Genomic DNA, 25247 nt, shown 5'->3' on the forward strand with positions numbered 1-25247 from the left:
GGAAATCGGATTGGTTACGATGAATATCGTGACACATCCCCAGCATCTGCAAGGAGACTGAGATATGAATGCACCTGCCACCAAACGGATGATTAAGTTTCCTTTCGGCTTTTGGTCCGGGATACAACAATTAGGTATTGCTCCAAAGGATATAGCTCGGCAAGCGCAGCTGCCGGTGACTGTAATTACGGAAACCCAAGTAACCACGGAAGTGTACTTTGCGATCTGGCAGGCTTTTTCGGACCTCATCGGTGATATTGCCAAAGGATTATTTGGACTTGTAACTGTTTTTGAAACGGCACAATACCCGCCGGATATGTTGGCTATTTATCATGCCCGTGATTATCGGGATGCGCTTTGCCGCATGGCTAGATATAAACAAATGTGCCCTCCTGAGCAATTGCTAATCACAGAGGAGGGACAGGAATGTACCATCGAGCTCAAGTGGCAGCATGCGGAAGAGCTTGTTCCGAAAATATTGGTTGGGGTCACGCTGGCCCAGCTTCTGGAGCTTGGGCGCCGGGGAACTGGGCAAGCTTTGCGCGCACGAAGCGTTGAGTTTGCGTACCCTATGGGTGACGTGCAGGTGTTGGAGGCTTATTTCGGCTGTTCGATTCGCATCGGCACCAACAGGAACCGGCTCACGCTGCTGCGCCGAGATTTGGATATTCCTTTTGCATCGTATAATTCAGAGTTGCTGGACATATTGACACCTGTTCTGGACCGGAAGTTGGGTGAAAAACAAGTCCCCCTCTCCATGACCGAGACCGTGAAATGGATCATCAAAAGGAATCTGATGGCCGGACATCTTGATATACAGTCTGTCGCAAAAGAGCTTGCGATGAGTGACCGGACGCTGCAGCGACGGCTAACGGAAGAAGGTACGAATTTCAAGCATCTGTTAACGCAGGCTAGGCATGAGCAGGCAAGGGCGTATTTAGCCGACCCGCTACTAGACATTAAAGAAGTGGCTTGTCTGGTTGGGTACGAGGACCAGAATTCGTTTTATCGCGCATTCCGGATATGGGAAGGGGAGACACCCTCGCATTGGCGATCGGAGAACTTAGGCTTTCAACATGGTAAAGAGTAAAGGGGTTGGCGTGTGAGGCAAGAAGATTGGCGCCGCGGGCTAGTTACTGAACGCTCCAGACAAGGTAGTATTGTCCCTATCCAGAACTTAGGAGGAGAAATGCAGAATGGATATGGGATTGCACAATAAAACAGCTTTAGTTACAGGATCAACGAAGGGGATAGGGAAAGCCACTGCGATTGAACTGGCCAAAGAAGGCGTGAACGTGCTGATTAATGGAAGAAACAATCAAGAGGCAGAACAGACGGTAAACGAAATCCGCTCGAAATTTCCCGCTACTTCGCCTCAAAATGCTGCTGCAGATATGGCCGATCCTGCACAGAGAAAAGCTTTGTTTGAGAAATATCCTCATGTGGATATTCTGGTTAACAATATGGGTATCTATGAAATGATGCGTTACGACGAAATAACCGATGACATATGGCATACCTACTTCCGTACGAATGTCCTTGCCGCAAATGGACTATGTCAATTTTATCTGCCTACCATGCTAGAAAAAAAGGAGGGCCGCATCATTTTTATCGCGAGCGAGGAAGCTATAATGCCTTCGGGGCAAATGCCGCAGTATGCGATGACCAAATCGATGCTGCTCTCACTCTCAAAAAGCTTATCTAAATTAACCAAAGGGACGGAAGTGACCGTCAATACGATCATGCCCGGACCAACACTTTCTGAGAATGTGCATCAGATCATTGACGGTATCTACAGGGATGAGAATATCACGTTCCCCGAAAAAGAGAAAAAATTTATGGCCGCCAACCTGCCACAGTCTGAGATTGAGCGATTTATCAGACCCTTTGAAATCGGACGACTGGCAGCTTTTCTATGCAGCCCTTATGCTTCTGCTTTTAAAGGTTCTCCAATCCGCATGGACGGGGGCATGGTGCCGACCATTTATTAATGACTCCTTGATGAGGCCCATAGAGGTTGAACACATAAAAAGAACCGGCAAAATTTGCCGGTTCTTTTATTTCACTGATGCTATTTACATGCCTAATGGCAATATGTTATGCTTAGGAAACTTATTTTCTTTTATCAAAATAAACATAAATAGATTATTTTATCTACATTACAAGTATAGCACGTGGATGAGCCGATTGTCAAACAGTATTTGTATTCAAAATACGAGGCAGGAGTGTGGTCAAGAATGGCAAACGAAATCAACCGGGAAGAGGAACAAGCGCGATTGGAACGGGTGAAGCTGAGAATTCAGGCGAGCATCGCTGAGCTGGAGCCGGAGGTGTCGGGGCTGCGGAGCCAAGTGACGGATATTCGGAAGCGGTTCTGGGAAGATGTGACGCTGAACACCAGTACGCACGAGGATTTCGAGGAGACGTTCTACAGCATCAAGCAGCAGGAGGCGCTGTTATCCGAACGGGAGCGGAGTCATCTTAAACGGCTTCAGCGGTTGAACGGGATGAAGCGATTGCTGCCGTCGCCGTATTTTGGCCGTATTGATTTTACGGAACAGGGAACGAAGGAGAGCGAGTCCGTGTATATCGGGGTTGCCTCGCTGACAGATGAAGAGGAGCTGAGCTTTCTAGTGTACGACTGGCGCACGCCGATTGCCAGCATGTATTACGATTACATGCCTGGCCCTGCGCATTACGAAACGCCTGGCGGGCGGATTGACGGGGAGATGACGCGCAAGCGGCAGTATCAGATTCGGGACGGCGAGCTGCGTCATGTTTTTGATACGAGCATGACGATCGGCGACGAGTTGCTTCAGCAGGCGCTGGGGCAAGGTGCGGATGCGCAGATGAAAAGCATTGTGGCGACGATCCAAAGGGAGCAAAATGCCATCATCCGCGATGAAACGAGCCGCATGCTGATCGTGCAAGGGGCGGCCGGCAGCGGCAAGACGTCTGCCGCGCTTCAGCGGGCGGCGTACCTGCTGTACAGAAACCGCGATAAACTCAGGGCGGATCAGCTCGTCCTCTTTTCGCCAAATCCGATGTTCAACAGTTACGTTGCTACGGTGCTGCCGGAGCTGGGCGAAGAGAATATGCAGCAGACGACTTTTCAGGAGTATTTGTCGTACTGGCTGGAAGGCAGCCTTGCGCTGGAAGACCCGTTCGAGCAGATGGAGTATGTGCTGACGGCACCGCAAACACTGGATTACGAAGCGCGTATGGCCGGGATCGCTTATAAGGCGTCGGAGCGCTTTCTCCATGCACTTCAACAATACGCGCTGTGGCTGGGCAAGGAAGGGATGCGTTTCGTTCCCATCCGGTTCCAGAACCGCGAGCTGATCTCGGCGGCGCGGATGCGGGAGCAATTTTACAGCTATGATCTGGGCGTTCGTTTGGCAAATCGGGTGATTCTGCTTCGGGATTGGTTGCTCAAGGAATTGTCGCGATGGGAGCGCCGCGAGCGGGAGGCGGATTGGGTGCAGGATGAGGTCAACTATCTCGATCCTGAGAGCTATGACGAAGCCTACCGCACGGTGCTGCGCAAGTATCGGCGGGAGGAGGCGGTGTTTGATTTTACCGATCAATATGACGGTGATCGTCGTACTCAGGGGCCGGGGGAGGAGAGCTTGTTCGATTTTGCCGATCAGGAAGAGGAACTTCTGCGAGAAATGATCGTGAAGGCGCATGCCGAGCCGTTGAAGCGGGAGGTGAGACGGCTGCATTTTATCGATTTCATCGGGCTGTATGAGCAGTTGTTTGAGGACGAAGACACCTTCCATCGCATGACGGGCGAGACGGAGGTGCCAGCCTCGTGGCCTGCGATTTGCCGCCAAACACAGGAGAAGCTGAACGGGAAGATGTTGTTCTATGAAGATGCGACGCCGTATCTGTATGTGAAGGAATTGATCGAAGGGACGCGCGTCAATACGGAGGTCCGCCATGTGTTCGTGGACGAAGGGCAGGATTACTCGCCGTTTCAGTACGCTTTTCTGAAAAAGCTGTTCCCACGCGCTCGCATGACGGTGCTTGGCGATTTTAATCAAGCGATTTTTGCGCAGGCGACCAATCTGCAGGAAGAGGCTTCTCCGCTGGTGCGATTGTACGGCGAGGAGGAAACGAGATTGATCCGTCTGGTCCGCAGCTATCGTTCGACGCAGGAGATCATAAGCTTTACAAAGTCGCTGCTGCCTTGGGGCGGGGACATTGTCCCGTTTGAGAGGAGCGGTGAAAAGCCGCGCTTCCTCCAGCTAAGCAGCAGCGCGGCACGGGCGGCGCGAATGGCGGAGGATTTGGCGGCGCTGACCGCCGAAGGCTTGGGCTCCGTCGCTGTGATCACGAAAACCGCAGCCGAAGCTTCTGAGGCTTACGGGTTGTTGGCAGAACAAGGCTGCGAATCGCTGCGGCTGATCACGAAAGAGACGCTTTCTTTTGAAAAGGGGATCGCGGTCATTCCTTCTTACTTGGCCAAAGGCGTTGAGTTCGATGCGGTGCTGGTCTATGATGCGTCTTCGGACGTGTATGGCCGAGAGAGTGAGCGGAAGCTTTTTTACACGGTGTGTACCCGTGCTATGCACAAGCTGCTGCTGTATGCAGTGGGGGAGTGGACGCCTTTTATAGAAGGAATAGATCGTGGGTGACAGAATATGGTAGACTTGAATTGAGAAATGGGGTTGTACGGAAGAAGGAATAGGGGAGGGTGAGCAGTGTGGAGAATCAAAGCTGTGTCGTGATGGGCATAGACGGGGGCGGTACGCACACAAGGGTTATGGTGGCGGATCTCGAAGGGCGCTTGCTTGCTTATGTGGAGCGGGGGGCCTCTTCGATTCATAAGGATGTGCATGCGAAAGACAACGTGCAGCAAGCGATTGGAGATGCGCTGCGCGAAGCGGGGAAGCAGGCAGGTGATGTAGCGGCGTTGACGGCCGGAGTTGCAGGGTTTGATGCCAAAGCGGATTTGGCTTGGGTTGAACCGCTCACTGATGTTCCGGAGCTCCATTGCCCGAGGCAGCACGTGAACGATGCGGTGGTCGCCCATAGCGGCGCATTGCTCTCCGAACCCGGCATTATCGTTGTTTCAGGGACGGGGTCGATCATTGTGGCAGTTAACGAGGCTGGGCAACACATTCGAAACTATGATCTTCATCATTATGCGGCAAGTGCAGCCCGGTTCCTGGCTTATGATGCTACTTATGAAGTGCTGGCCGGTAACGCACAAGAGGAGGATGCAGAGCTCGTTGAAGCGATGTTCCGCTTCTGGGGCGTGTCCACGGTGGAAGAGCTGGCGCAGCTGGCTGTCGAAGGTTTTATCGCCGATCCGCGCGAGCGCAATCGCAAGTTTGCTGAGCTGGCTCCGGCGCTGACGGATTTCGCGCAGCAGCACGTTCCGTTAGCCCAACTCGTATGTGATCGGGCGATTCATCAGATCGCGGTGGGCGTTAATATGCTTTCCGCTTATTTTGCAGAGCCGGAGGTGAAGGTTGCCTTGGTCGGGAGTGTTGTGAACAGCGCATACTTTGGGGAACAACTAGCCTTGCGCATGGAACAGGGGAATCGGAAAAAGCTTCGCCTTACCGCTCCCGCTTTTTCGCCGGCTGCCGGTGCGGTGCTGATGGCTTTGAAGGAGCTGGGTGTGGAAATAACGCCGCGATTATTGGCGAATATGGGGGCAAATGCAGAGGCGCGGTATGCGTGATGCTGCTCCCATAAGCTCACTTAGCTAACCCATAGGAGGTCCTCGTATGTTCAAAACCACACTCACACGTATGCTAAATATCGATTACCCGATCCTGCAGGCGCCTATGGCCGGAGGTCCCGCGACGCCTGCACTGGCAGCGGCCGTTTCGAACGCAGGCGGGCTGGGCAGCTTAGGAGCTGGCTATTTGACGCCGGAGCAAATACGCACCGCCATTCGGGAGGTTCGGGTACGCACGAACCGGCCGTTCGGCGTGAACTTGTTCGTACCGGAGCAGCCGCAAGAGGATGCGGAGGCGATTGCGCGGATGAACGCGTATCTGGACCGGTATCGGGATGAACTGGGCATTACGCGAAGTCCGGAGATTCCACTGGCAGCGGAGAACTTTGAAGAGCAGGTGCAGGCGCTGCTGGAGGAGGATGTGAATGTCGTCAGCTTCACGTTCGGCATTCCGCCGCAGGGCGTGATTCGTGCGCTGAAGCAGCGCGGTACGGCGGTCATTGGCACGGCGACCACGGTTCGCGAGGCGGAGCTGCTCGAGGCCGCCGGCGTTGACGCGATCGTGGTGCAGGGGAGCGAAGCGGGCGGGCACCGTGGCACGTTCGCGTCCACTGCGTCCGATGCGCTGATCGGCACGATGGCGCTTGTGCCGCAAGCGGCGGATCACGTCAAGCTGCCGGTGATCGCCTCGGGCGGCATCATGGATGGCCGCGGTTTGGTTGCCGCGCTGGCCTTGGGGGCTTCCGCCGTGCAAATGGGCACGGCTTTTCTGGCCAGCCCTGAGAGCGGTGCCCACGCGGCGTATAAGCGGATGGTTGTGACTTCGCAGGAAGACGCGACGCAGATTACCACCGCATACTCGGGCAAAGCGGCCCGCGGGATTCGCACGGATTTTATGCGCGAAATGCAGGGTTATCCGGGAGCGATTCCGGCGTATCCGCTTCAGAACGCGATGACGCGGGACATTCGGCAGGCTGCGGCGAGGGCGAACAGGCCGGCGTATATGTCGCTGTGGGCGGGGCAAGGCTTACGGCTGGCTGGCGAAGCTGCCGCGGCCGATGTGGTGCGCCGCACGATGGAGCAGGCGGAACGGCTGCTTGGCAGGATGGCGGACACGTTCTCCGGCTGAAACAGGCGCTTTGGGTTGCGCCGGAAAGTATACCCTCGGAGGGGCTCCATGCTATCCCAATAGCATATCCCACTTTTGGCGGCTCTCCCCGAAAACTGCTGAAATGAGTTGGAGTTTTTCCAGTTGATAGGGAGCGAGGGGAGATTTCAGGTGAAGTGAACAGAAGGAATTCCAGTTCGTGGATGACAAACGTTCTTTAGGCGGTTTAGGCGGCCAAGCCCTAAGCGTCCCGCAGGATGCGATCCGCAAGCGCTGGAAAGAGGTTGAATGAGCGGGGCTTGTTCAGAATGGGAGCTGCCCTTGATGGGAATCTGGCAGGGGAAGCAGATGGTTCAAAAATCCGTAGAAAAAGGGAATGCTCCATTTGTCATGAACTTTTCTTATTTTAAAATAATTATTATTTAATATATAATCTAATATTGACTTTCAGGTAGACGAGTGTTACCATTTTAAACGAATATGATAGATATTTAGAGGAGGAATTATACCCATGGCAGAGCGTTTGGTTGGTAAGCAAGCTCCAGATTTCACAATGGAGACAGCAACAGGTGACGGTACAGGATTTGGCAAAGTTTCATTGTCCGACTACAAAGGAAAGTGGTTAGTTCTTTTCTTCTATCCGCTGGACTTCACATTTGTATGCCCTACAGAAATTACAGCACTTAGCGAAGCAGCGGCTCAATTCTCTGAATTGGACACTGAAATTCTAGGTGTTTCCATCGATAGCATCCACACGCACAAAGCATGGATCAACACGCCGAAAGATAGCAATGGCCTTGGCAAGCTGGCGTTCCCACTTGCAGCGGACATTACAAAATCCGTGGCTCGTGACTACGGCGTTCTGATCGAAGAAGAAGGTATCGCGCTGCGCGGTCTGTTCATCATCGATCCAGAAGGCGAATTGAAATACGAAGTTGTGAACCACAACGACGTAGGCCGCAGCGTAGAAGAAACGCTTCGCGTGCTTCAAGCGCTTCAATCCGGCGGATTGTGCCCAATGAACTGGAAACCAGGCGACAAAAACCTGGTGGTTTAATCCGAATCAGGGTTGTAGAGAGACCCCTTGGCTGCATGAGCTGCGGCGAAGGGGTCTTTTTTTGGTTGTTCGTTCAGGAAAGGAGGAGACAAAAGAAATGATAGATAACGAATCGGCCAACGATCGAGATGACGCATTATATTGGATTCGAGACGAAGGCACGCATGCCGTGGTCGGGTTAACGGAAGCGGCGTTGGAGCGGTGGGGGATGATTTTGTTCATCGAGCTCCCGGAAGTCGGCGCGGAATTAAAGGAAGGTGCGTACATGGGGCTGGTCGAGACCGCTGAAAGCGAATGGGATCTAAGCGCACCCATAAGCGGCAAGGTGACATCCGTGAACCTGCTGCTGGAGCGTTCGACCGAGCTGCTGTACGCATCCCCAACTGTGAAAGGCTGGCTGCTTCGCCTGGAAAAAGCTTAATCCGAGCCGCCGCCCCCGTCTCCTCCGGAATCTCCGGATCCGCCGCCGCTATCGGAATCCCCGCTGCTTCCGCTGTCTCCGCCATGGTCGCTATGATGATGACTGTGGTGGTGCGAGCCGCCGCTATGGTGATGATGGCGATGGTGAGTATCGGGCGTATCGGGTGTATCGTAGTAGTAACTATCGCTCGTGCTGTCGCCCCGTTTTTTGGGAATGCCAGGATTGCTCCAAGGGTTCGGATTTACATTTTTCTTTTTCCTTCGGCTGCGTGAGACAACTAGATAGACGAGATAGATGATAATGGCGCACAGTATGTAAAAATTCAAGTTCCCCAAGCGTGTTCCCCCTGTTTTCGGCTAAAGAAAGAGGACAAGAAGCCTCTTGTCCTCACTGCACAATGTTAGCATATCAGTAAGTATATCCTCGAAGTTGCTCTATGCCATCAGTAAACGCTCACGTCCATGAAAGGACATCGGAGCCGTTTATCTTTGTTTCCCTGCAAGCTGCTTGTATTTGTTCAAATATTTGACCACGGTGAGCACGTAAGTAGCGTGCGACCACGTCAGCGGAGCAACAGAGACAGGATCTCCGTTGAACGGATCGAGCTGCTCGGAGAGCACGCCGCTTTCCATCGCATATTTCACGACCCACTCAAGCGTCTGCCGCGGCGTTTCCAAATCCTCAAGTGATTTGGCCGATTCGATCTCCCATTCCGCGATCCAGAGCGTACAGATGATCCACGGGTTGCCTGGCACTTTCTCAATATCGGTAGAACGTTGGAAATAGTAATCATGGTGATAACGGGCGGAGCCGCCGATGTCGGTCTTCACGATCAGCCCGGCTTTATTGGCGCGCATCGTGCTGGCAACGCGCTCGTCGTCCGCCGGCAGTACGCCGAATTCGAAGATGCCGTACACAGAGCTTTCCAAAGTCATATCCTTGACCCATTCACCGTCCTCCATATACAGACCGCGAACGAACCGCTGCTCGTTCTCGTCCCAGAGATGCTTGAGGATACCGGCTTTGATTTTTTCCGCGGTATGCTTATAGCGGTTGCTGCGCTCTTCATCCCCGAACAGGTTGCTGAAGTTCGACGCGGCGATTAGACCGCCATACACCGCAGAAGCCGTGAATGTATAGATGCCGTAGCGCTCTTCCCACAGATCGTAGCTCGGCTTCGGCAAATTCAGCTCCTGGTCGATGTAGGTCGACATGAAGCGGGCCGCGCGGCGGATCAAGTTGCGATAGAGCGATTGAGCGAATTCGAGACTTCCGTTTTTCTGAAAATCTTGCCAAAGCGCGAACAGCACGAGCGCCGTCTCGTCTTCTTGAATCGGCAGCTGGACGCGTCCCGAATGGATGTAAGGATGCCAAGAGGAACCGACTGTTCCATCCGGGTTGTATTTGTGATGCAGATAGCCTTCCGGCGATAACACGTTCGCACAGAAGTTGAAGAACGGGATGATCATTCCTTGGTAGCCAGCCATCGACATGGCATAAGCGATCAGTGCACCGTCCCGAGGCCACATATAGCTGTAGTGATCCCGGTTGCTCTGCATGATATCGGAGTCGTTGGCGGCGATAATGGCGCCGTTCGCATCCGTTTGCGTTCGGACAATCAGTAGACTCTGCTTAAATAGGCGCTGCACCGACGGGTTCAAATCGTAGTAGTCGCGCTCAATTTTGTTCGCCCAGCGCTGCCAGTACACTGTGACTCGATCGAGCAGTTTGCCCGGATGGCTGTCTTTGACGTAAGCATCGAGCTTTTTGACTTCCTCGAGGTTTTTACCGGCGCCCATCCAATAGTAGAGCGTCTGACTGGCGTTTGGCGGCACGAACAGCCGGAACGAAATCGTACTGTCGACAGAGCCTTGCGCGATGGCGTTGCCCATCAGATGGCCGTCTTCTGCGTCACGCCAAGTGCCTTCGGCGTTGTAGAACCGTTTGACGCCCGTTGAGAACTGGTAGATGCCTTCCGTACCCGTGCTGCCGTTGAACATGAAGTAGCGGTCTTTTTTATAATGAAATACCGTATTGTTCGCGGGATAGTAAGCGGCTGTATCTCCAACCTCGGTCTCGTTAATGAGCAGATCCTGATTGAAAAACATGCGAACCTCGCGTACGGTGCTTTTGTGATTCGTAATGTGGATGCGCTTGAGGTAAATGTCCTCACGTTGATGGACGGCGTCATTCATCAGCAGGGTAATCCCCAGCCCGGGATGCGTAGCCGTAACTTCCGTGACCAAAGAGTCTTCGACGTAGGCAAGCTTGAATTGCCATTCAGGGGCGTTGAGCCAGGCGAAGTCGCCATCTACCCAAATGCCGACACGGCACTGATAGCCACCGATGTGGTTGAGCTGGCCGACGAAAGGATAGTACAGATCCCGCATGTAGGAATGCTGATCAAGATTAATAAGAAATTGTCCGTTTCCGATGACCAGATGTCTTGGCAAAACAATCACTTCCCCACTTGTTTGTTTGATCGCGCGATCTAACCGTCCGATGAAAATCGTTTTGAAAAAGCGCAAGTCCTGCAACTAGGTTACCTAATTATGACAAAGGAATCAATGATTCTTTGAAAAAATTCTGAAAATTATTGCTGGGCGCGCTTACATCTGGTAAGGGCAGTAAAATTTCAATAATTTTCCTGTTTCAGCTCTGGTTGCGTGGTCGACTTGCGCATAACGCCGGTATATACGTCTAGGGTCAAGCTGCCGTTCTTCTTCCAGGTGAAGAGCTCGGCTGCCGCTTTTTTCGCTCGTTCGGCGAGCTTGTGACGCTGCTCGGGATGCTGCCCAAGATGGAGAATCGCTGCCGCCAGCTTGTCGACATCTCCCGGCGGGCTGAGATAGCCAGTGACTTCATGCTGGACGATTTCCGCCAGCCCTCCCGTGTCCGAGACGAGAAGCGGCGCTCCGCTTGCCATCGCTTCCAGTGCGACAAGGCCGAACGGCTCGTAAAGGCTTGGGAAGATACAGAGCGAAGCCGACTGCAGAAGCCGAAGCTTATCTTCTCCTTCAATAAAGCCTGTGAACACGACATGCTCGCTCAGCGGGGCAGCCTGGCCTTCCAGCGCTTCGCGCTCAGGGCCTGTGCCGGCAATCACAAGCCGGGCTTCCGGCATGGCGGCCAGCACCTGCTCGAAGGCAGTCAGGAGCACATGAACGCCTTTTTCGTAGACCAGCCGGCCGAGAAAAACGAGCAGTGGGAAGGAGGCTTCGGCCTGCTGCTGTAATAAGGCGGCTAACTGCGGCTGAGCAGCGGCGTAAGCGCGTGCGGGTTCGATTACGCCGGGCGTTGGTGCTCCGTTCGGAATGACGTGAACAGGGATGCTGTCCAAAGGGAACAACTCCCGTACTTCGCGTGCCATATAGTGTGAGCAGACGATCACGGCGTCCGCGGACGACGCCAGCCTGCCTTCCAGCTCATGAATGCGGTGCTGCATGGGAAAGACCAATGTTCCGCGGTTGCGGCCATGCTCTGTGGCATGCAGCGTGACGGCAAGCGGCAGCCGAAGCTCCTGGCCACATGCCAGCGCCGCATAGCCGACAAGCCAATCGTGGGCATGCAGGACATCGAAGCGCAGCCCTTGCTTGGCAAGCGCAAGCGCTTTGTCCGTAAATGCCAGATTGACGTGGAACACGCGATCGAGAAAAGGCAGCTCCTCGCCGCCCGGCAAAGCCGCGACCCGGTGAACGTGTACGCCGTCTGGGAAGCTATAGGCCTCGGTTTCCGGCGTTAAGCAGGTAACTACATGAATAGAATGCCCCATCAGGGCTAATTGTTTGGCAAGCTCGCAGACAGCTCTCGCCAGTCCGCCGATCACATGCGGCGGGTATTCCCAGGCCAGCATCAGGATGCAGCGGGCGGAGGGATCGCCGCTCGGCGGATCGGCGAAGCGTGTGCTCGACGAAAGAACGGTATCCTTGACGTTTGATGGTTCCTCCTCGAACGATGATTGGAGGAGGGCGAGCGCGTTCAGCTCAGGCAAAAACGGCGTCCGCCGCTCTAAGCGATCCACCAGCTCGCGCAGCGGCTGCTCTGCGGAATCTGAGCGTTCCAACCGTTCGAGCAACTGGCCGAGGTTGGCCAGATGGTCATGCAGACGCTGCTCGGCATAGGACGTGACGGTGCCCGCATCCAGGATGAACGTCCAGTCGCTGCTCTGCGCAAGCATCAACTCCCGCAGCGCTTGGCTGAGCGCGCGCTGCTTCAGCGCGTCAGGCTGCCTGTAGCGGCGCGCCGCCTGCAGCAGGCGATCCTCCGCCGCGTGCAGCCGCGGCGTGACCCACTGGCTGCGCGGCTGCAGCCAGACTGCGGCGTAGCCGCCGCGCCCCCAGCTCGACACCGGAAGCTCCGCTTCGGTGGTTGGGGGATGCGCAGCGGCGTAGCGGCCGAGCGTAGTCGTGTGCACGACTACGCTGTCGGCATGCTGCGCTGCGAAGCCGCGCAGCATGGTTTCGAGCCACTGGAGGCCTTCGTGCCACCAGTGGCCGAACAACTCGGCATCGTAGGGACATACGATGACCGGCGGCGCATCCACCGCGGGCTCCGCGAGGCGGCGCAGCTGCTCCACCCGCGAGGCCACAAAATGCTCAGCATGCAGCTGAGCTTTCTGGGCGGCCCGGGCCGGGTGGTAGATCGCTTTGGCGTCACCCTCCCCGGTGACGCGGTAATACTTAAAGCCCGTAGGGATGCGTGCGCCGTCCGGCAGCACATAGGGCTTCAAGTACGCCCACTCGGCCGCATCGGTGTGGCCGAGGTCAAACCCGATATCGCGATAGTATTCGCGATAATCGGGGTCGCCCGGGTAGCCGATCCCGGCGCTCCAGACCTGAGCGCCGGCTTCTGCATCCCGGGCAAAGCTGGCGGCGCCGCTTGGCGTCCGCAGCGGTCGGCCCTTCAGCGGCGCGCCCTGCGGGCCGCGCGCCAGCGCATGCGCATGGCCTTCGACGACGAAGTAACGAAGGCCCAGCTCCGCGAGCAGCGGCTCCACCTCCGGGGTGTAGCCGCACTCGGGCAGCCAGATGCCGGCCGGCCCGCGGCCGAAATGCCGCTTGAACTCCTGCACGGCGGCTTCCAATTGCACGCGGAGAAAGGTTTTATTTTTAACCAAAGGCAAAAAAGCATGCGTAGCCCCGCAGGTAATCAATTCCAGCTGCCCGGTCAGGCTGAGATTGCGAAATGTACCGATCAAGTCGCCTTGCAGACGGTCGAACAACTGCAAGAGTTGATGGTAGCGATTCGTGTACAGCTTGGCGAGCGGGGCAAGCTCCTCCTGGCCCCACAAACGAATGACCTCGCGTCCACCAAGTTCGCAGAGCTGGGATAGATGTTTGCGCACGCGGGATTTTAGCTTAGAATCTCCGAGCAGAGCAAGCAGGGGCGGCGACAGCGACAGCGTGAGCTGAAACGGAACGTTATCCTGCATGAGCCGCTCCAGCATCGCGATCAGGGGGAGATACGTATCGGTGACCGCCTCGAAGAACCAGCGTTCCTCCAAGGTAACGTCTCGTTTGTCGTGGCGGATATAAGGCATGTGAGCGTGTAAAAGCACAGCGACATAACCATGAGCTTGTGAATGCATGAGCTCGCCTCCGGATGATCAAATCTGCTGAGGAGATGTCGGGTAATAAACCGAATAAGCTGAAAAAAACTCCGATGCCAGGGGCTTGCCCTGCGCAAGGGAAAGCGGCTGCGGCGTATACAGCACAGTGAGGCGCCCGTCTTGCGCATGCTGCGCTGCGGCCTTAACGGAGCCGGTTCCCGGCAGTTGAAGCCGATTCGAGCGCAGAAGCGGCAGAAACTGCCCCTCTGTGTTATAGATGCCGAGGTCAGCCGAGACGAACGCGCCGGCATGGAAGCCCGTTAGGAAACAGGCTTCTCCGTCTGGCAGCGGTAGTTCGAGCCAGCTAGCCTCTTCAGCCGTTTCCATGCAGAAACGCAGTGCTGGCGCGAGTTCGCGCCAAGGCTTGTCAAAATGAACCTCGATCATGCGCTCTTTCACGGCGGAGAGCTGCCAGTAAGCGAACAGGACATCGGGCGTCTGCAGAAGGAGGCGGAGTGTATTCGGTTGCAGGGAATTAGCGCATGCAGGCGTAAGAATGGGGCTCACCTTTTCCAAATTTCTTAGGGTATAAGCGTTCAGGAAATACATATTCTGACTTATCTCCGATTGTAGCATATGCGCCTACAAACCAAAAATCTCCTCCCTTGCATGAAGGGGGGAGATCGCTAGTTGTCCGCAGCTACGTGGAAGGATGCTGGACGTGTTTGAATCTGCTTTCCGTTAACCGCATAAGCGAATCATACCGATTGACGGATCGGAATATCAATTGATATTCATCTTGCTTCACATCGGTGTAAGAGGCTTTGAATCCGGTATGATATTGGACTATCATAGAGGATGATTGATCGTCGTACTGCACAAAAGCGATCTGTCTGGAAACACTCGGAATCATATTCACGCCGCTCTCCCCTTCTCCATCAATATTCGGTAAACACGTCTCGGAACGTTCTTTATTATCCTTATGCGTTCAGGCGCGCTTTTAGAATGAGGTTGGTTTGAACCAGAATATGGGGGTGCTCCCAGAGGAAATCAGCACGGGCATTAAAGGAATTTGCAGGGCGCAAGGCGAATATACTCAGTTAATCCGGATTGCACACAGGGCTGGACGTTCGCCTTACGGCGAACTGCTCGCCTATGCATCCAAAGGAGGGAATACCATGAGCTTTTGCTGTGGAGCCAGCATGATTGGAACGAAAGGGACCTTGAAGCATATTCGCACACAAATTCATAATGTACCGATTCTCTTCTGTCCGGTCTGTCATCGCATTGAAGTTCATTATCTCATTGAAAATGAATATGACATCCTTGCGGATTACGCGCATGGCGACGGCGCAGCTGAAGTGGATTTTATGGACTATGTCGACGGCAAGGACCATCTGCTGCACGATAACTGCGTCAATCACGAAGGCGAGGAGCCGATCGAAATTGTGCGCTGTCAGATTGATATGGCGCTTGATTTGCTTGGTGTGGCCAAGTCGCTGCACGATCAGGAGTGGGAGGAGCAGCTGATGAAACGGCTTAAGATGCTCAGTGCCCGCCGCGACAAGTTGAAAAATAAAAAAACTTCAAAAAAATAGCTAGCCGAATGAATCCCAATAAAAAAACATGCATCTTCCGAAATGGTTATCCGGAGGGGGCATGTTTTTTATGTTTACGTTTATTCCAGTTCCTTCAGCAAATTCGCAAAATCCTTCTGCAAATCACGGCTGAGCGGCACTTTGACCATTGTATAATTCAAGTGAATCAAAAAACGGCGCGAGGTCGGAAATCCTCCCTCTTTGCTGTAGGAAGTGACATGCTTCAGGTTGACGAGAAAGCCTTTGAACGGGCTGAACAGATGTGAAGTGCTTTGAGCTAGAATATCGGATAAATTGGTGCTGGACTCAACTTGCTCGCCGTTAATGAGATGGATGCGCGTCAGCCGTCTGTTTTCTTTTTCTGCAAAAAGGATGGAATCCTCGGAAATTGGCAAGTGCGATTTTTGGTTCTTGACGGTAATCCACGTGACCGTATGTTTCACGAGAGGCTGTGTCATCCGCGAGCGCTCCAGTTGAATCTCGGCAATGGCTTTATCGATTGCAGCTTTGAATTTCGGCATCGCGACAGGCTTGGACAAGAAATAGACGGAATCCAGCTCGTGGAACGCCGTCAAAATATGCTCCAAATTGGTCGTTCCGCTCACCATAATGACTTTCTGCTTATAGCCGGCCATACGCAAGGTTTTGACGACAGTCAGCCCGTCCAGGTCGCCTTTAAGGCCAATATCCATCAGGATGATGTCTGGCAGATGGACGCCAAATTGCTTTAGAAACTGCTCACCGTCCGCGCTCACACTGATGACGTCCAGGCCGCATTGCTGGCAATAGCTTTGCAATAATTCGCCAATCCAATAGTTGTCTTCCACAATGGCCACGGTGAAACGGTGCCTCATTCGGTAATCGCGCTCCTATCCTTTCCCTCTTTGAACTGTCGTCTGTGACAACTTGAGCCAAGAAACTGCCAACTTGCGCCACGTTGAAGGCAAAACAGTCATTTTCTTGTATAGTTTTTTGTATAGTGCAAGATAGAAACGAGGGGAATTGTCAATTGTCAGTGTTGTCTTGGATGCATGTACTGCTCTTAAGTATAGATTTCGGCATGATGATCTTATGTTCCTTGGTGCTGTTCCGCCAAAAAATCAAACCGTTCTGGAAAGAAATTGCCGTTGCGGTCGTGCTCGGCGCCGCGCTTATGATGTTTCATAGAACGCAATTCATATATATCGGTGTGACCACCTTGCTGCTGTGGAGAACCTGGAAATATCATATTGTTCCCGCGCTGCTGATCGCGGTTTCGGGCTATATGCTCTCGGTGATCATCTCAACGCTGATCTTCGTCCTCATTGACGGTATGCCGTCGGTGAATTTCGAGGAAATCAAGGGGACTTCTCCGACATTCCTCTTGACGATACTGCTTGTGCTGATGACGAAATGGGTTGTGATCAGAGCCTTTATCCGTAAGCGTCTGGGCTTCACGTTCCTGTGCTCCTATTCCAGGATACCGCCGATTCCGCAAAATGCAGGAACGTATCTGCTTATTTTCGTCGTCTTAGCAGGCATTCTGCTTCGCCCTGTTTTTACATACAGCGTGTTTAGCGTGTTCATGCCGGTGCCAATCCTGGCGCTGTCTGCGGCTATTTTCATTTATGTTGCACTTGGCAAAGAGCTTGGCCTCTTGGATGAGAAATGATTGATGTCCGAATCCGTCTCGAGCACAATACCGTTATGGCGGGAGATATATTCCATAAACAGCTGATGATGTTTTCGTTGGGCTACGGCTGCAACTAGCATGTACGGCTCGTCTTGATATAAGTCAAAATAAAGTTTGCCCTCAAAAGGGGCATACTTTTTTATTTTGTTCAGATTTACGAAAAGATGCGCGTCAACTTTGACAAATTGGTGCTCGGTAAGCGCCTCAATAAAATTGGTTAACGCGAGCAGCGAATCGACATATTCTTCTTTCCTGCTTTCTTGGGAGACGAAGCGAATGGACTGTACGCCGAACTCGACGTACCACACATCATCCAACGGCGTATCCAGCAACGCACGGACAGGAGGGGCTTCTTCCAGGTAGCCAGCTCGTTTTAATAAGTCCGTATAAGGATACTGATAAGCGGCGGCGAGCTTGCGCAGCGTTTCCGGGGAGGGTTTGATCGAATCATTGGTGCTCCGGTTGCGCCCAAGTTCCAGATCCCGGATATAAGCATGAGAAAGACCGCTTTTCAGCGCGGCTTTGCGCAAGGAGGCTTTACCTCGCAGTGATTCAAGGAATTTGCCAAATTGATTGTTTGCGTCCAAATGGACCCCTCCTTTACTATAATTGTAAGGGATTCTTAATCAAATTGATACCGTGCCCAAGGATTTATTTGCCACTAGGTGCTCTTTTAGGGTTCTATGGTATAATGTCGCTGTAAATTATTTGTTTTTTTACGAAACGGACCCCCCTAATTAGATGCCTTCGGGACGAAACTACTATACTGTGAGGTGGAACGGTGCTGCTGGTACTATTCAACAAGTTTCTTGGGAAGAAAGGATCCCGAGAAAAAAATGAGCCCCTTGCCTCTTCCCTTGAGGTAACTATACATCAAATCCAATCTGGAGACCTGCGACTTCGGAATCAATTTATCAGCGATTATCAGCCTTACGTCGCCAAAGTCACGAGCCGTTTCTGTAAAAGATTCATCGATCCCGCAAGAGACGACGAATTCAGCATTGCGCTTGCGGCGTTTAACGAGGCGATCAATCAGTATTCGTCCGTCATGGGCAGATCGTTTCTTGGATTTGCCGAGACGGTGATCAGGCGGCGCTTGATCGATTTCTTGCGCAAAGAGCAGCGGTTTAAAGGACAAATTCCTTACAGCTCTTTCGACCAGGAGGACGAAGAAGATCATGTGATGAATCCGATTGAGGTTCATCAGGCGATCGAAGCCTATGAGAAGCAGAAGGGCACGGAAGAGAGGCGCAGCGAGATTGTGGATTTCAATCGTTGCCTCAGCGATTTCGGCATTGCCTTTTCCGATTTGACTGACGCTTCTCCGAAGCATGACGATTCCCGGCAAATGCTGTTCGGCATCGGCCGCACGCTGGCACAGGACCCTGAGCTGATGCGGATTCTGCTGTCGAAGCGGCAGCTGCCGATCAAGGAGCTGCTTGAACAGGTGCAGGTATCCAGGAAAACACTTGAGCGAAATCGCAAATATCTGATCGCAATTGCACTTATTTTTAACGGACCGTATCCGTATTTACGGGATTACTTACATATTCGCGATGAGGAAGCTTGAGAAAGGAAGAACGAGCATGAACAAGGGAATTGTAATGGAACTTGGCGAGCATTCCATTATCGTGATGAACCCGGAGGGGCGCTTCGATAAGATTCCAAGAGGAACGAGAAGCTGTGAGATCGGTGAAGAAATTATTTATACGCCTGCAAAGAGGCGGCTCCGCATCCCGCAAACGGCGATCGTGTCGGGGCTGGCCGCTGCCATAGTCGTCTGCTTTGTCCTTGTGTCGACGTTGACCGGTGGTGTCGCATCCGGCATGGTAGCGGCTTATGTGACCATCGACATCAATCCGAGCGTCGAAATCGGCATCGATAAGAATGAAGTGGTTGTGGACCTGCACGGTTTGAACAGCGATGGGGATCAATTGATTCAGGACGTTGCGTATAAGGGCAAGTCGCTTACGAGCGTCACTTCCGACATTCTCGATAAGGCGGAGCAAGGCGCACTCGGAAAAGGGGAAGGCGACATCGTCATTTCTTCGACCGTTGTGAACGAGAAAGCGAAGGTAAGCGATGAGGAAATTGCCACGAAGCTCAAAGCTCAGGTCGACAAGCATATCGAAACGAGCCATCCCGACCAAGTGAGCAATTACGAAGTTACCGCCTTTGCCGCACCGCAGGCAATTCGAGAGCAAGCGCAGGCCAGTGGGGTTTCCGCCGGGAAGTATGCAATCTATTTGAACGCGGTGGACAGCGGAGTTGACGTCTCGATCGACGATTTGAAATCGACGTCGATTCATCAGCTGGCGAAAGAGAACAGCGGAATTGCCAGCATCGTCAAGCCGGAGAAGCAGATCGATAAATCTTCTTTGCAGCGCTTGCTGGACGACGAGAAGTCAGGAAAGTTAAGCGAGAAGATGCGCGAGGCCCAAGAAAAGCGTGTGGCGACCGGCAGCACGCCGGGCAAGAATGACAGCCAGAATGGCAAAGGCAACGGCAATGCACAAGGCAAAACAAGCGTGAAGCCGCTGCCGACATTAGGGAATAAAATGGGTTGGAACGAGCCAACGTTCGGGAAAGGTCGCGAAGACGACGACCGCAACAATCGCGGCAACAGCAATGACCGCAGCAATAATGGCAATAACGGCAATAGCAGTAAGGACAATGGTAAGGATAACGATAAAGATAACGGTAAAGACAGCAACACCCGTGGCGGCAATGTCGACGACAACCGGAACGATAACCGCTTCGGTATAACAGGCAATGACGACCGGGGCGGCAGGGGACGCGTAGAGGAGACGAAGAAGCCTTCATCGACGAAGGCGCCGACGCCTACACCGTCCCCAAAGATAACCGCGAAGCCTACGAGTAAGCCGACCATTTCAAGCAAACCTACAGTGAAGCCTACGGAGAAAGCGACCCCGTCTCAGACGCATGAGGACAAAAACAAAGGATTCCCTTGGACTTGGAATCGGGATTCGGATTCGAACAAGGATGAGGATAAGCGGAGATAATCGGTGCGCAGCGAATTGCTGCGAAGTGGCCAGACAGGGCGATAGGGCCTGTTTGGCCGTTTTTTATTTAAACACCATTCATAGCAAGAAGAGGGAAGTTGTATTACAATGAAATAGTTGCACATGCAAGCAATCGTTGAGGGAAAACGTGGAGGGGAGAACGGATTGTGAGATATTCAACTTTTGGAAAGTCGGGTTATCAGGTTTCTTCATTAGGCTTCGGGGCCATGAATTTGCCGAGCGTTCCCTTGGAGCAAGCGAGAGAGGCGCTGAATTACGCGCTCGATCACGGCATCAATTACATAGATACGGCGGCGGCTTACCGCAACAGCGAGGAGATTATCGGGGAATGCATCTCGCATCGAAGAAGCGAATATTTCCTTGCGACCAAGACGGGAGCGCGGGATTATGAGACTGCGAAGGCGGAGATTGAGCGAAGCTTGGTTCGTATGCGGACGGACCATGTCGATTTGCTGCAAATTCACTATGTCAACAACGTAACGGAGTATCAAAAAGCGATGGCTCCCGAAGGCGCCTATAAGGCGGCGCTGGAGGCTCAGCGCGAGGGCAAGGTGCGCTTTATCGGCATTTCCGGTCATCGTCCGGATCTGCTTGTGAAGTGGATCAGCAAAGGGCAGTTTTCCCAGATTCTGTTCCATCTGAACTTGGCGCAGCCATTTGCGCTGGATGAACTCATTCCGAAAGCGACGGAAATGGACCTGATGAAAGTGGCGATGAAGCCTTTGTCGGGTGGTTTTATTCAACCGGTGGACCTCGCGATTCGGTATCCGTACAGTCAGGACGTTCACGTAACGATTTCGGGGATGGTCAGCATTAAGGAAGTGCAGGAAAATATTGCGGCGCAGGAGCGGGAAGTTGGCGATGCGGAGCGCAAGGAGATGGAGCAGCTCGCTTTGGAGCTCGGTCAGCATAACTGCCGGCGCTGCAATTATTGCTCGTGTCCGCTGGAAATTGCGATCCCGGACGTGATGATCTCGTCGAAGTTCAGAGATAAATTCGGCTTGCTGCCGAAGGGGAACGGATTTTTTGAGCGGCAAAAGGATAAACTATTAGGCTGTGCGGAGCATGATCCGTGCAAGGTGAATCCGCTGTGCGAGCCGAAATGTCCGTACGAGCTGCCGATGCAGTCGGTGATTCAGCGGGCGGCTTCTTTTTACTAGACAGTGAGGAGACATGGGTATGTTTGAAAAAGTCATGGAAATTACTGCGGCGCCGTTTACCGCGTTGACGGATAATGCGGCGGGGGCAGACGCGATCCTCGTCTGTCTGACGAAAGCGGAGCTGCGCGGACCCGGAGTACTCGGGCAAGCGCAGCTTGACGGTGCCTTGGCGGACCTCGTCGCCAAGGGCGTGTTTACGGGCGCCTCAGGCGAACTTGAGGCGCTGCCGACCTACGGGCTGCTGCCGTACGCGTACGTCCTGGTTGCGGGGCTCGGCCCGCAACCGACGCGCGATACGCTGCGCGCAGCCGCGGTGTTTGCCGCGCGCAAGATGCTTGCGCTGCGCCTGGAGCGCTTGGCCGTGAAGACGCCAAGCGGCTTGGAGGTGCGGTCAGCCGTATACGCGCTGACCGAAGGGCTCTTGCTCGGTACGTACCGCATCGCGGCGTACCGGAAAGACGCGCCTGCCCGCGCGGAGCTGCGGCAGGCGGTGCTTGAGCTGGAAGCGCCTGCGGATGCAGCGCTTCTCGCGAGCACGATCGCCGCTGCTGAGGCGGTGGCGGAGGGCACGAACTATGCCCGGGATCTGACGAACCTCCCGGGCAATAAGCTTGTGCCGGCTTCGCTGGCCGCGGAAGCCGTGATGCTCGCCCAGCACTACGGCTTCGCCATAGAAGTGCTGGACGAGCACGAGATCGCCGCCCGCGGAATGGGCGGCGTCCTGGCCGTCGGCGGGGGCAGCGTGCACCCGCCGCGGATGATCACCCTGCAGTACAAGGGTGATCCGGACAGCGCCGACATGCTGGGCCTCGTCGGCAAGGGCGTCACCTTCGATACCGGCGGCATCTCGATGAAACGACCGGACGGCATGGAGGAGATGATCAGCGATATGGGCGGAGCCGCCACGCTGCTCGGGGCCCTGCATGTCGTCGGCCAGCTCAAGCCGAAGGTGAATCTGACCGTGGTCATTCCCGCGGCGGAGAACATGACGTCCGGCGCGGCGTACCGGCCGGGGGACATTGTGACGCTGTTGAGCGGGCACTCGGTGGAAGTGCTGAATACGGATGCCGAGGGCCGCATTATTTTGGCGGAGGGCATTACCTATGCCAAATCGCTGGGCGCGACCCGCTTGATCGACGTCGCGACGCTGACCGGCGCGATCCTGATCTCTTTCGCCGATGTGGCGACAGGCGCCGTGACGAATGACGACGCGTTCTTGCGGCCGCTGCTTACGGCAGCAGGCGGAGCCGGCGAGAAGCTGTGGCAGCTGCCGAACTATCCGGAGTACCGGGCGATGCTGAAAAGCGATGTGGCGGACATCAAGAACGCCACCTCCTCCGACCGCTGGGCCGGCGCGATCACGGCAGGGCTGTTCATCGGCTATTTTGCCGAGGAAACGCCTTGGATCCACCTCGATACCGGCGGCACCGCATGGCTCTGGTCGGCCAAAGGCATCGAGCCGAAAGGCGCGACGGGCGTCATGGTGCGCACCTTGGCGGCCTACTTGTGCGGCGAGGCGATGGGGCTTGGGGCTTCCTGGGAGTAGGAGGAGGAAAACGTGAGGAGCGGAGGGACAAGGCGTGACGTGGCATGGCATGGCGTCGCGGCGCGGCGCTCAACTGGAATTTCTCAAGTTCATGCTGCCAGTCCGGCGGTTTTCCTTTCTCTGAACTGGAAAACCTCCCGTTCATTTCACGGATTTTCGCTATTTACGCCACATTCGGTCTGATAGACTGGAGAAATTCCAGTTCAGCTCCCAATTTGGCCTTAAAATGCGAAAATAAGCAGGAGAAATTCCAGTTCATGCGCCTAACCTACGGTCAGCTCTCTGCGGCAGCGTTCTGTTGTCGGTGGTCTGCGTTCTGTGCCTGCCGAAAGAGCTGCTGCCTAGCCTAACTTGATCATAACTAAAACACCCGCTGATGACACAGGAGTCGTTCCTGGTTCAAGCGGGTGTTTTTGTTGTATGCCTATTCGCTTCGCTATGCGCCGATATGCTGCTGCCCGACGGCAGCCGGACGTTTGACCGACGCCTGCATCAATTCCTGAAGGTCGGAGACGGAAATGAGCAGGCGGTTGATTTCGTCTGTCGTGTAGGACAACTGCTCAGTCCGCTGCGCGAGCTGTGGCAGGGTGATGCCGACCCAGTTCTTTTTGCGGCGGTGCAGGTGCAGATCGTATTTCAGCACGGTGATCGTCGCAGCCATCGGATCGGGCTTGATATACACATCCTGCATGACATCGGCGAGGTTGAAATACAACCGGCCGCGATTCCAGCGGAGGTAGCCAGGCTCAACGAGTAGCACGAGAAAATCGGTGTCGGCGCCGTTTTTATTTTCCATCGCGATCAGACGAACTTTGCCATCCGTGCGATTGGCTTTCACATATTGGTCCGTCCGAATATCCGGAAGGAACGGTACGATGACGATCGGCAGCGCGCTGGCGATATACAAATAAATGGTTGACTGATACACAAGAGAGAGTACAATGAAAATCACGAAGAGGAGAAAGCTGGCAAGTAGACCAAACATTTTTGGTTTCATAATAAGTAGGTGATCCCGCCTGACATGGTAGATTAGGTAATCACTCCTATTTTACCATACGCGCCCTATAGGTTGTAAACTAGCAGATCGCGCTTTCCTAGCAAGTCCCACAATTGGAGGTTTCAGGCACCATGAGTAAGATAGAGCTGGTTCGCAAATCTAGAAAACCATCCTCCTACCGAAGCGGCATGCGCGTAGCAGTGTTCGAAGGCTTTCCGGCGGTTATTATTTTCCAACTGCTCGGCGGGCCTTTTTTGACGGGATACTTGCTGAATCTGGGCGCGACTTCGACCGAAATCGGGTTTGTGCTCGCGATCACGACCATCGTGAACATCGTGCAAATCGGCATGGCCGTCGTCATGCAAAAATTCACCAACCGCAAGCGCCTGCTGCTGATCTTCGGCTCGTCGCATCGGATTCTTTGGGCATCCGTTGGGCTGATTCCTTTTCTTTTTCCCGAAAAAATGTGGGTTTTCATGTACATCGTCCTCTATACCGTCGCCCATCTCGGCAATGCCGCCGGAGGCGTCGTGTGGACGTCGATGATCAGCGATATGGTGCCTACGGCGGTGCGTGGGCGCTATTTTGGACTGCGGAATACGATTCTGGGCGGCGTCAGCTCGCTTGCTTTGTTTATCGGCGGGCAAATTCTCGATAAGTTTCCGGGGGAGCAGGGCTTTCGCTATGTGTTCATGATCGTCGCCGTATGCGTCGTGCTCAATATGATTGCGTTTAGCCGGTATCCGAACCCCCCGTTCGAACCTTCGGCAGAAGCGAACCCGATGGGGATGATCCGGAAGCCTTTGCTGGATCGGAGCTTTTTGAAAGCGATCGTTTTTCTCGCTGTTTTTCTGTTCGTGCAGGGGCTGGCGGTACCGCTTTTCTCGTATGTCATGTTGAAGCTCATGGGGATTTCATACAGCATGGTTTCCTATATTACGGTCGTCCATACGCTGGTTATGATGGCGAGCTACTATGTGTGGGGCAATCTGAACGCGCGGCATTCGGCGCAGACGCTGCTTTTGTGGTCGCTGCCGGTCATTGCACTGGCGTGTCTAGTGTGGGGCGCGATTTCCTTCCTGCCTGCGGTGCTGATTTTGTTTACGGCCCATATTATTCTCGGGATCGGATTGGGCGGCTTTAACCAGATGGTTTTTGCATTTACGATTGGCGACACGCCGAAAAGCGAGCGGCCGATGTATATTGCAACGTATTCCGCGATTACTGGGTTTGCAGCTTTTCTGGGACCGGTGGCTGGCGGTAAAATTTATGCACTCATTACGGATGCCCCGCTGTGGGTACAAATTTATGGTGTGTCTACATGTATTGGCGTGGTTTTGCTCATACTTGGGCTGTGGGTTGGACGTCACGTGCTGGGGACACCAGTGAAGAGGGGCTGAG

At 54.0% G+C, this 25247-nt stretch carries 22 protein-coding genes; 14 read left to right on the top strand and 8 right to left on the bottom strand.

The genetic code is table 11. From position 1 onward, the window contains the following. Positions 1–64: 64 nt before the first annotated feature. From ABE504_RS02395 to ABE504_RS02425, 7 genes are all read left to right on the top strand, one after another. Positions 65–1090: a helix-turn-helix domain-containing protein gene (locus tag ABE504_RS02395; protein WP_430083947.1), complete on the top strand. Its 1026-nt coding sequence runs from the start codon at positions 65–67 to the stop codon at positions 1088–1090. Positions 1091–1196: 106 nt separating this feature from the next. After that, positions 1197–1991, top strand: coding sequence for an SDR family NAD(P)-dependent oxidoreductase (locus tag ABE504_RS02400; RefSeq protein WP_430083950.1), 795 nt, complete (start codon positions 1197–1199; stop codon positions 1989–1991). 246 nt (positions 1992–2237) lie between these two features. Then, positions 2238–4640, top strand: coding sequence for an RNA polymerase recycling motor HelD (gene helD / locus ABE504_RS02405; RefSeq protein ID WP_430083953.1), 2403 nt, complete (start codon positions 2238–2240; stop codon positions 4638–4640). Positions 4641–4708: 68 nt separating this feature from the next. Further along, a complete protein-coding gene (locus ABE504_RS02410) occupies positions 4709–5695 on the top strand; it encodes a BadF/BadG/BcrA/BcrD ATPase family protein (RefSeq protein WP_430083955.1) in 987 nt (328 codons plus the stop codon). Between the two features lie 46 nt (positions 5696–5741). Next, the gene (locus ABE504_RS02415; RefSeq protein ID WP_430083958.1) at positions 5742–6824 is read left to right on the top strand and encodes an NAD(P)H-dependent flavin oxidoreductase; all 1083 of its coding nucleotides are present in this window, start codon (positions 5742–5744) and stop codon (positions 6822–6824) included. 490 nt (positions 6825–7314) lie between these two features. Beyond that, positions 7315–7860, top strand: a complete 546-nt coding sequence (locus ABE504_RS02420; RefSeq protein WP_430083960.1) for a peroxiredoxin — start codon at positions 7315–7317, stop codon at positions 7858–7860. Positions 7861–7957: 97 nt separating this feature from the next. Then, the gene (locus tag ABE504_RS02425) at positions 7958–8281 is read left to right on the top strand and encodes a glycine cleavage system protein H (protein ID WP_430083963.1); all 324 of its coding nucleotides are present in this window, start codon (positions 7958–7960) and stop codon (positions 8279–8281) included. On the opposite strand, the gene ABE504_RS02430 is transcribed toward ABE504_RS02425, so the two are convergent. From ABE504_RS02430 to ABE504_RS02450, 5 genes are all read right to left on the bottom strand, one after another. After that, complete coding sequence (locus tag ABE504_RS02430; RefSeq protein WP_430083966.1) at positions 8278–8616, bottom strand: hypothetical protein; 339 nt, start codon at positions 8614–8616, stop codon at positions 8278–8280. The two genes, ABE504_RS02425 and ABE504_RS02430, sit on opposite strands and share 4 nt — an antisense overlap. Before the next feature lie 147 nt (positions 8617–8763). Further along, entirely contained in the window at positions 8764–10734 is a 1971-nt protein-coding gene (locus ABE504_RS02435; protein WP_430083969.1) for a glycoside hydrolase family 15 protein, read from the bottom strand. Between the two features lie 182 nt (positions 10735–10916). Continuing rightward, entirely contained in the window at positions 10917–13868 is a 2952-nt protein-coding gene (locus ABE504_RS02440; protein WP_430083972.1) for a 1,4-alpha-glucan branching protein domain-containing protein, read from the bottom strand. 18 nt (positions 13869–13886) lie between these two features. After that, positions 13887–14396 (bottom strand): DUF4912 domain-containing protein, encoded by a 510-nt coding sequence (locus ABE504_RS02445; RefSeq protein WP_430083975.1) that lies wholly within the window; start codon positions 14394–14396, stop codon positions 13887–13889. 133 nt (positions 14397–14529) lie between these two features. Further along, a complete protein-coding gene (locus ABE504_RS02450; protein ID WP_430084741.1) occupies positions 14530–14742 on the bottom strand; it encodes a KTSC domain-containing protein in 213 nt (70 codons plus the stop codon). Positions 14743–15007: 265 nt separating this feature from the next. On the opposite strand from ABE504_RS02450, the gene ABE504_RS02455 reads away from it, so the two are divergent. Further along, the gene (locus tag ABE504_RS02455) at positions 15008–15427 is read left to right on the top strand and encodes a hypothetical protein (protein ID WP_430083978.1); all 420 of its coding nucleotides are present in this window, start codon (positions 15008–15010) and stop codon (positions 15425–15427) included. An 80-nt stretch (positions 15428–15507) separates the two neighbouring features. Here ABE504_RS02455 and ABE504_RS02460 read toward each other — a convergent pair whose 3' ends face one another. After that, positions 15508–16281: a LytR/AlgR family response regulator transcription factor gene (locus ABE504_RS02460; protein WP_430083981.1), complete on the bottom strand. Its 774-nt coding sequence runs from the start codon at positions 16279–16281 to the stop codon at positions 15508–15510. Between the two features lie 155 nt (positions 16282–16436). Between ABE504_RS02460 and ABE504_RS02465 the strand changes: the two genes are divergently transcribed. Further along, positions 16437–17078 (top strand): hypothetical protein, encoded by a 642-nt coding sequence (locus ABE504_RS02465; protein WP_430083984.1) that lies wholly within the window; start codon positions 16437–16439, stop codon positions 17076–17078. Here the strand turns inward: ABE504_RS02465 and ABE504_RS02470 are convergent. Next, positions 17033–17686, bottom strand: a complete 654-nt coding sequence (locus tag ABE504_RS02470) for a helix-turn-helix domain-containing protein (protein WP_430083986.1) — start codon at positions 17684–17686, stop codon at positions 17033–17035. The genes ABE504_RS02465 and ABE504_RS02470 overlap by 46 nt on opposite strands. A gap of 194 nt (positions 17687–17880) precedes the next feature. On the opposite strand from ABE504_RS02470, the gene sigI reads away from it, so the two are divergent. From sigI to ABE504_RS02490, 4 genes are all read left to right on the top strand, one after another. Further along, on the top strand, positions 17881–18669 hold the full coding sequence (gene sigI / locus ABE504_RS02475; protein WP_430083989.1) for an RNA polymerase sigma factor SigI: 789 nt from the start codon (positions 17881–17883) through the stop codon (positions 18667–18669). A 16-nt stretch (positions 18670–18685) separates the two neighbouring features. Next, the gene (locus tag ABE504_RS02480) at positions 18686–20122 is read left to right on the top strand and encodes an anti-sigma factor domain-containing protein (RefSeq protein ID WP_430083992.1); all 1437 of its coding nucleotides are present in this window, start codon (positions 18686–18688) and stop codon (positions 20120–20122) included. Between the two features lie 167 nt (positions 20123–20289). Beyond that, entirely contained in the window at positions 20290–21303 is a 1014-nt protein-coding gene (locus ABE504_RS02485) for an aldo/keto reductase (protein WP_430083995.1), read from the top strand. A 19-nt stretch (positions 21304–21322) separates the two neighbouring features. Continuing rightward, positions 21323–22849 carry a leucyl aminopeptidase gene (locus ABE504_RS02490; RefSeq protein WP_430083997.1) on the top strand — a complete coding sequence of 509 codons (1527 nt, stop codon included), beginning with the start codon at positions 21323–21325 and terminating at the stop codon, positions 22847–22849. Between the two features lie 436 nt (positions 22850–23285). Here ABE504_RS02490 and ABE504_RS02495 read toward each other — a convergent pair whose 3' ends face one another. Next, positions 23286–23846, bottom strand: coding sequence for a hypothetical protein (locus ABE504_RS02495; protein WP_430084000.1), 561 nt, complete (start codon positions 23844–23846; stop codon positions 23286–23288). 131 nt (positions 23847–23977) lie between these two features. On the opposite strand from ABE504_RS02495, the gene ABE504_RS02500 reads away from it, so the two are divergent. Beyond that, positions 23978–25246, top strand: a complete 1269-nt coding sequence (locus ABE504_RS02500; protein WP_430084003.1) for an MFS transporter — start codon at positions 23978–23980, stop codon at positions 25244–25246. Position 25247: the final 1 nt, after the last annotated feature.

The organism is Paenibacillus oryzisoli (genome assembly GCF_050467285.1).
Taxonomy (GTDB): Bacteria; Bacillota; Bacilli; order Paenibacillales; family NBRC-103111; genus Paenibacillus_E; species Paenibacillus_E oryzisoli_A.

Bases quoted from the DNA above. Each gene is read 5' to 3' on its own strand.
- ABE504_RS02395 (WP_430083947.1), top strand. From the start codon at position 65: ATGAATGCACCTGCCACCAAACGGATGATTAAGTTTCCTTTCGGCTTT.
- ABE504_RS02400 (WP_430083950.1), top strand. From the start codon at position 1,197: ATGGATATGGGATTGCACAATAAAACAGCTTTAGTTACAGGATCAACG.
- helD (WP_430083953.1), top strand. From the start codon at position 2,238: ATGGCAAACGAAATCAACCGGGAAGAGGAACAAGCGCGATTGGAACGG.
- ABE504_RS02415 (WP_430083958.1), top strand. From the start codon at position 5,742: ATGTTCAAAACCACACTCACACGTATGCTAAATATCGATTACCCGATC.
- ABE504_RS02420 (WP_430083960.1), top strand. From the start codon at position 7,315: ATGGCAGAGCGTTTGGTTGGTAAGCAAGCTCCAGATTTCACAATGGAG.
- ABE504_RS02425 (WP_430083963.1), top strand. From the start codon at position 7,958: ATGATAGATAACGAATCGGCCAACGATCGAGATGACGCATTATATTGG.
- ABE504_RS02440 (WP_430083972.1), bottom strand. From the start codon at position 13,868: ATGCATTCACAAGCTCATGGTTATGTCGCTGTGCTTTTACACGCTCAC.
- ABE504_RS02450 (WP_430084741.1), bottom strand. From the start codon at position 14,742: ATGATTCCGAGTGTTTCCAGACAGATCGCTTTTGTGCAGTACGACGAT.
- ABE504_RS02455 (WP_430083978.1), top strand. From the start codon at position 15,008: ATGAGCTTTTGCTGTGGAGCCAGCATGATTGGAACGAAAGGGACCTTG.
- ABE504_RS02460 (WP_430083981.1), bottom strand. From the start codon at position 16,281: ATGAGGCACCGTTTCACCGTGGCCATTGTGGAAGACAACTATTGGATT.
- ABE504_RS02480 (WP_430083992.1), top strand. From the start codon at position 18,686: ATGAACAAGGGAATTGTAATGGAACTTGGCGAGCATTCCATTATCGTG.
- ABE504_RS02490 (WP_430083997.1), top strand. From the start codon at position 21,323: ATGTTTGAAAAAGTCATGGAAATTACTGCGGCGCCGTTTACCGCGTTG.
- ABE504_RS02495 (WP_430084000.1), bottom strand. From the start codon at position 23,846: ATGAAACCAAAAATGTTTGGTCTACTTGCCAGCTTTCTCCTCTTCGTG.
- ABE504_RS02500 (WP_430084003.1), top strand. From the start codon at position 23,978: ATGAGTAAGATAGAGCTGGTTCGCAAATCTAGAAAACCATCCTCCTAC.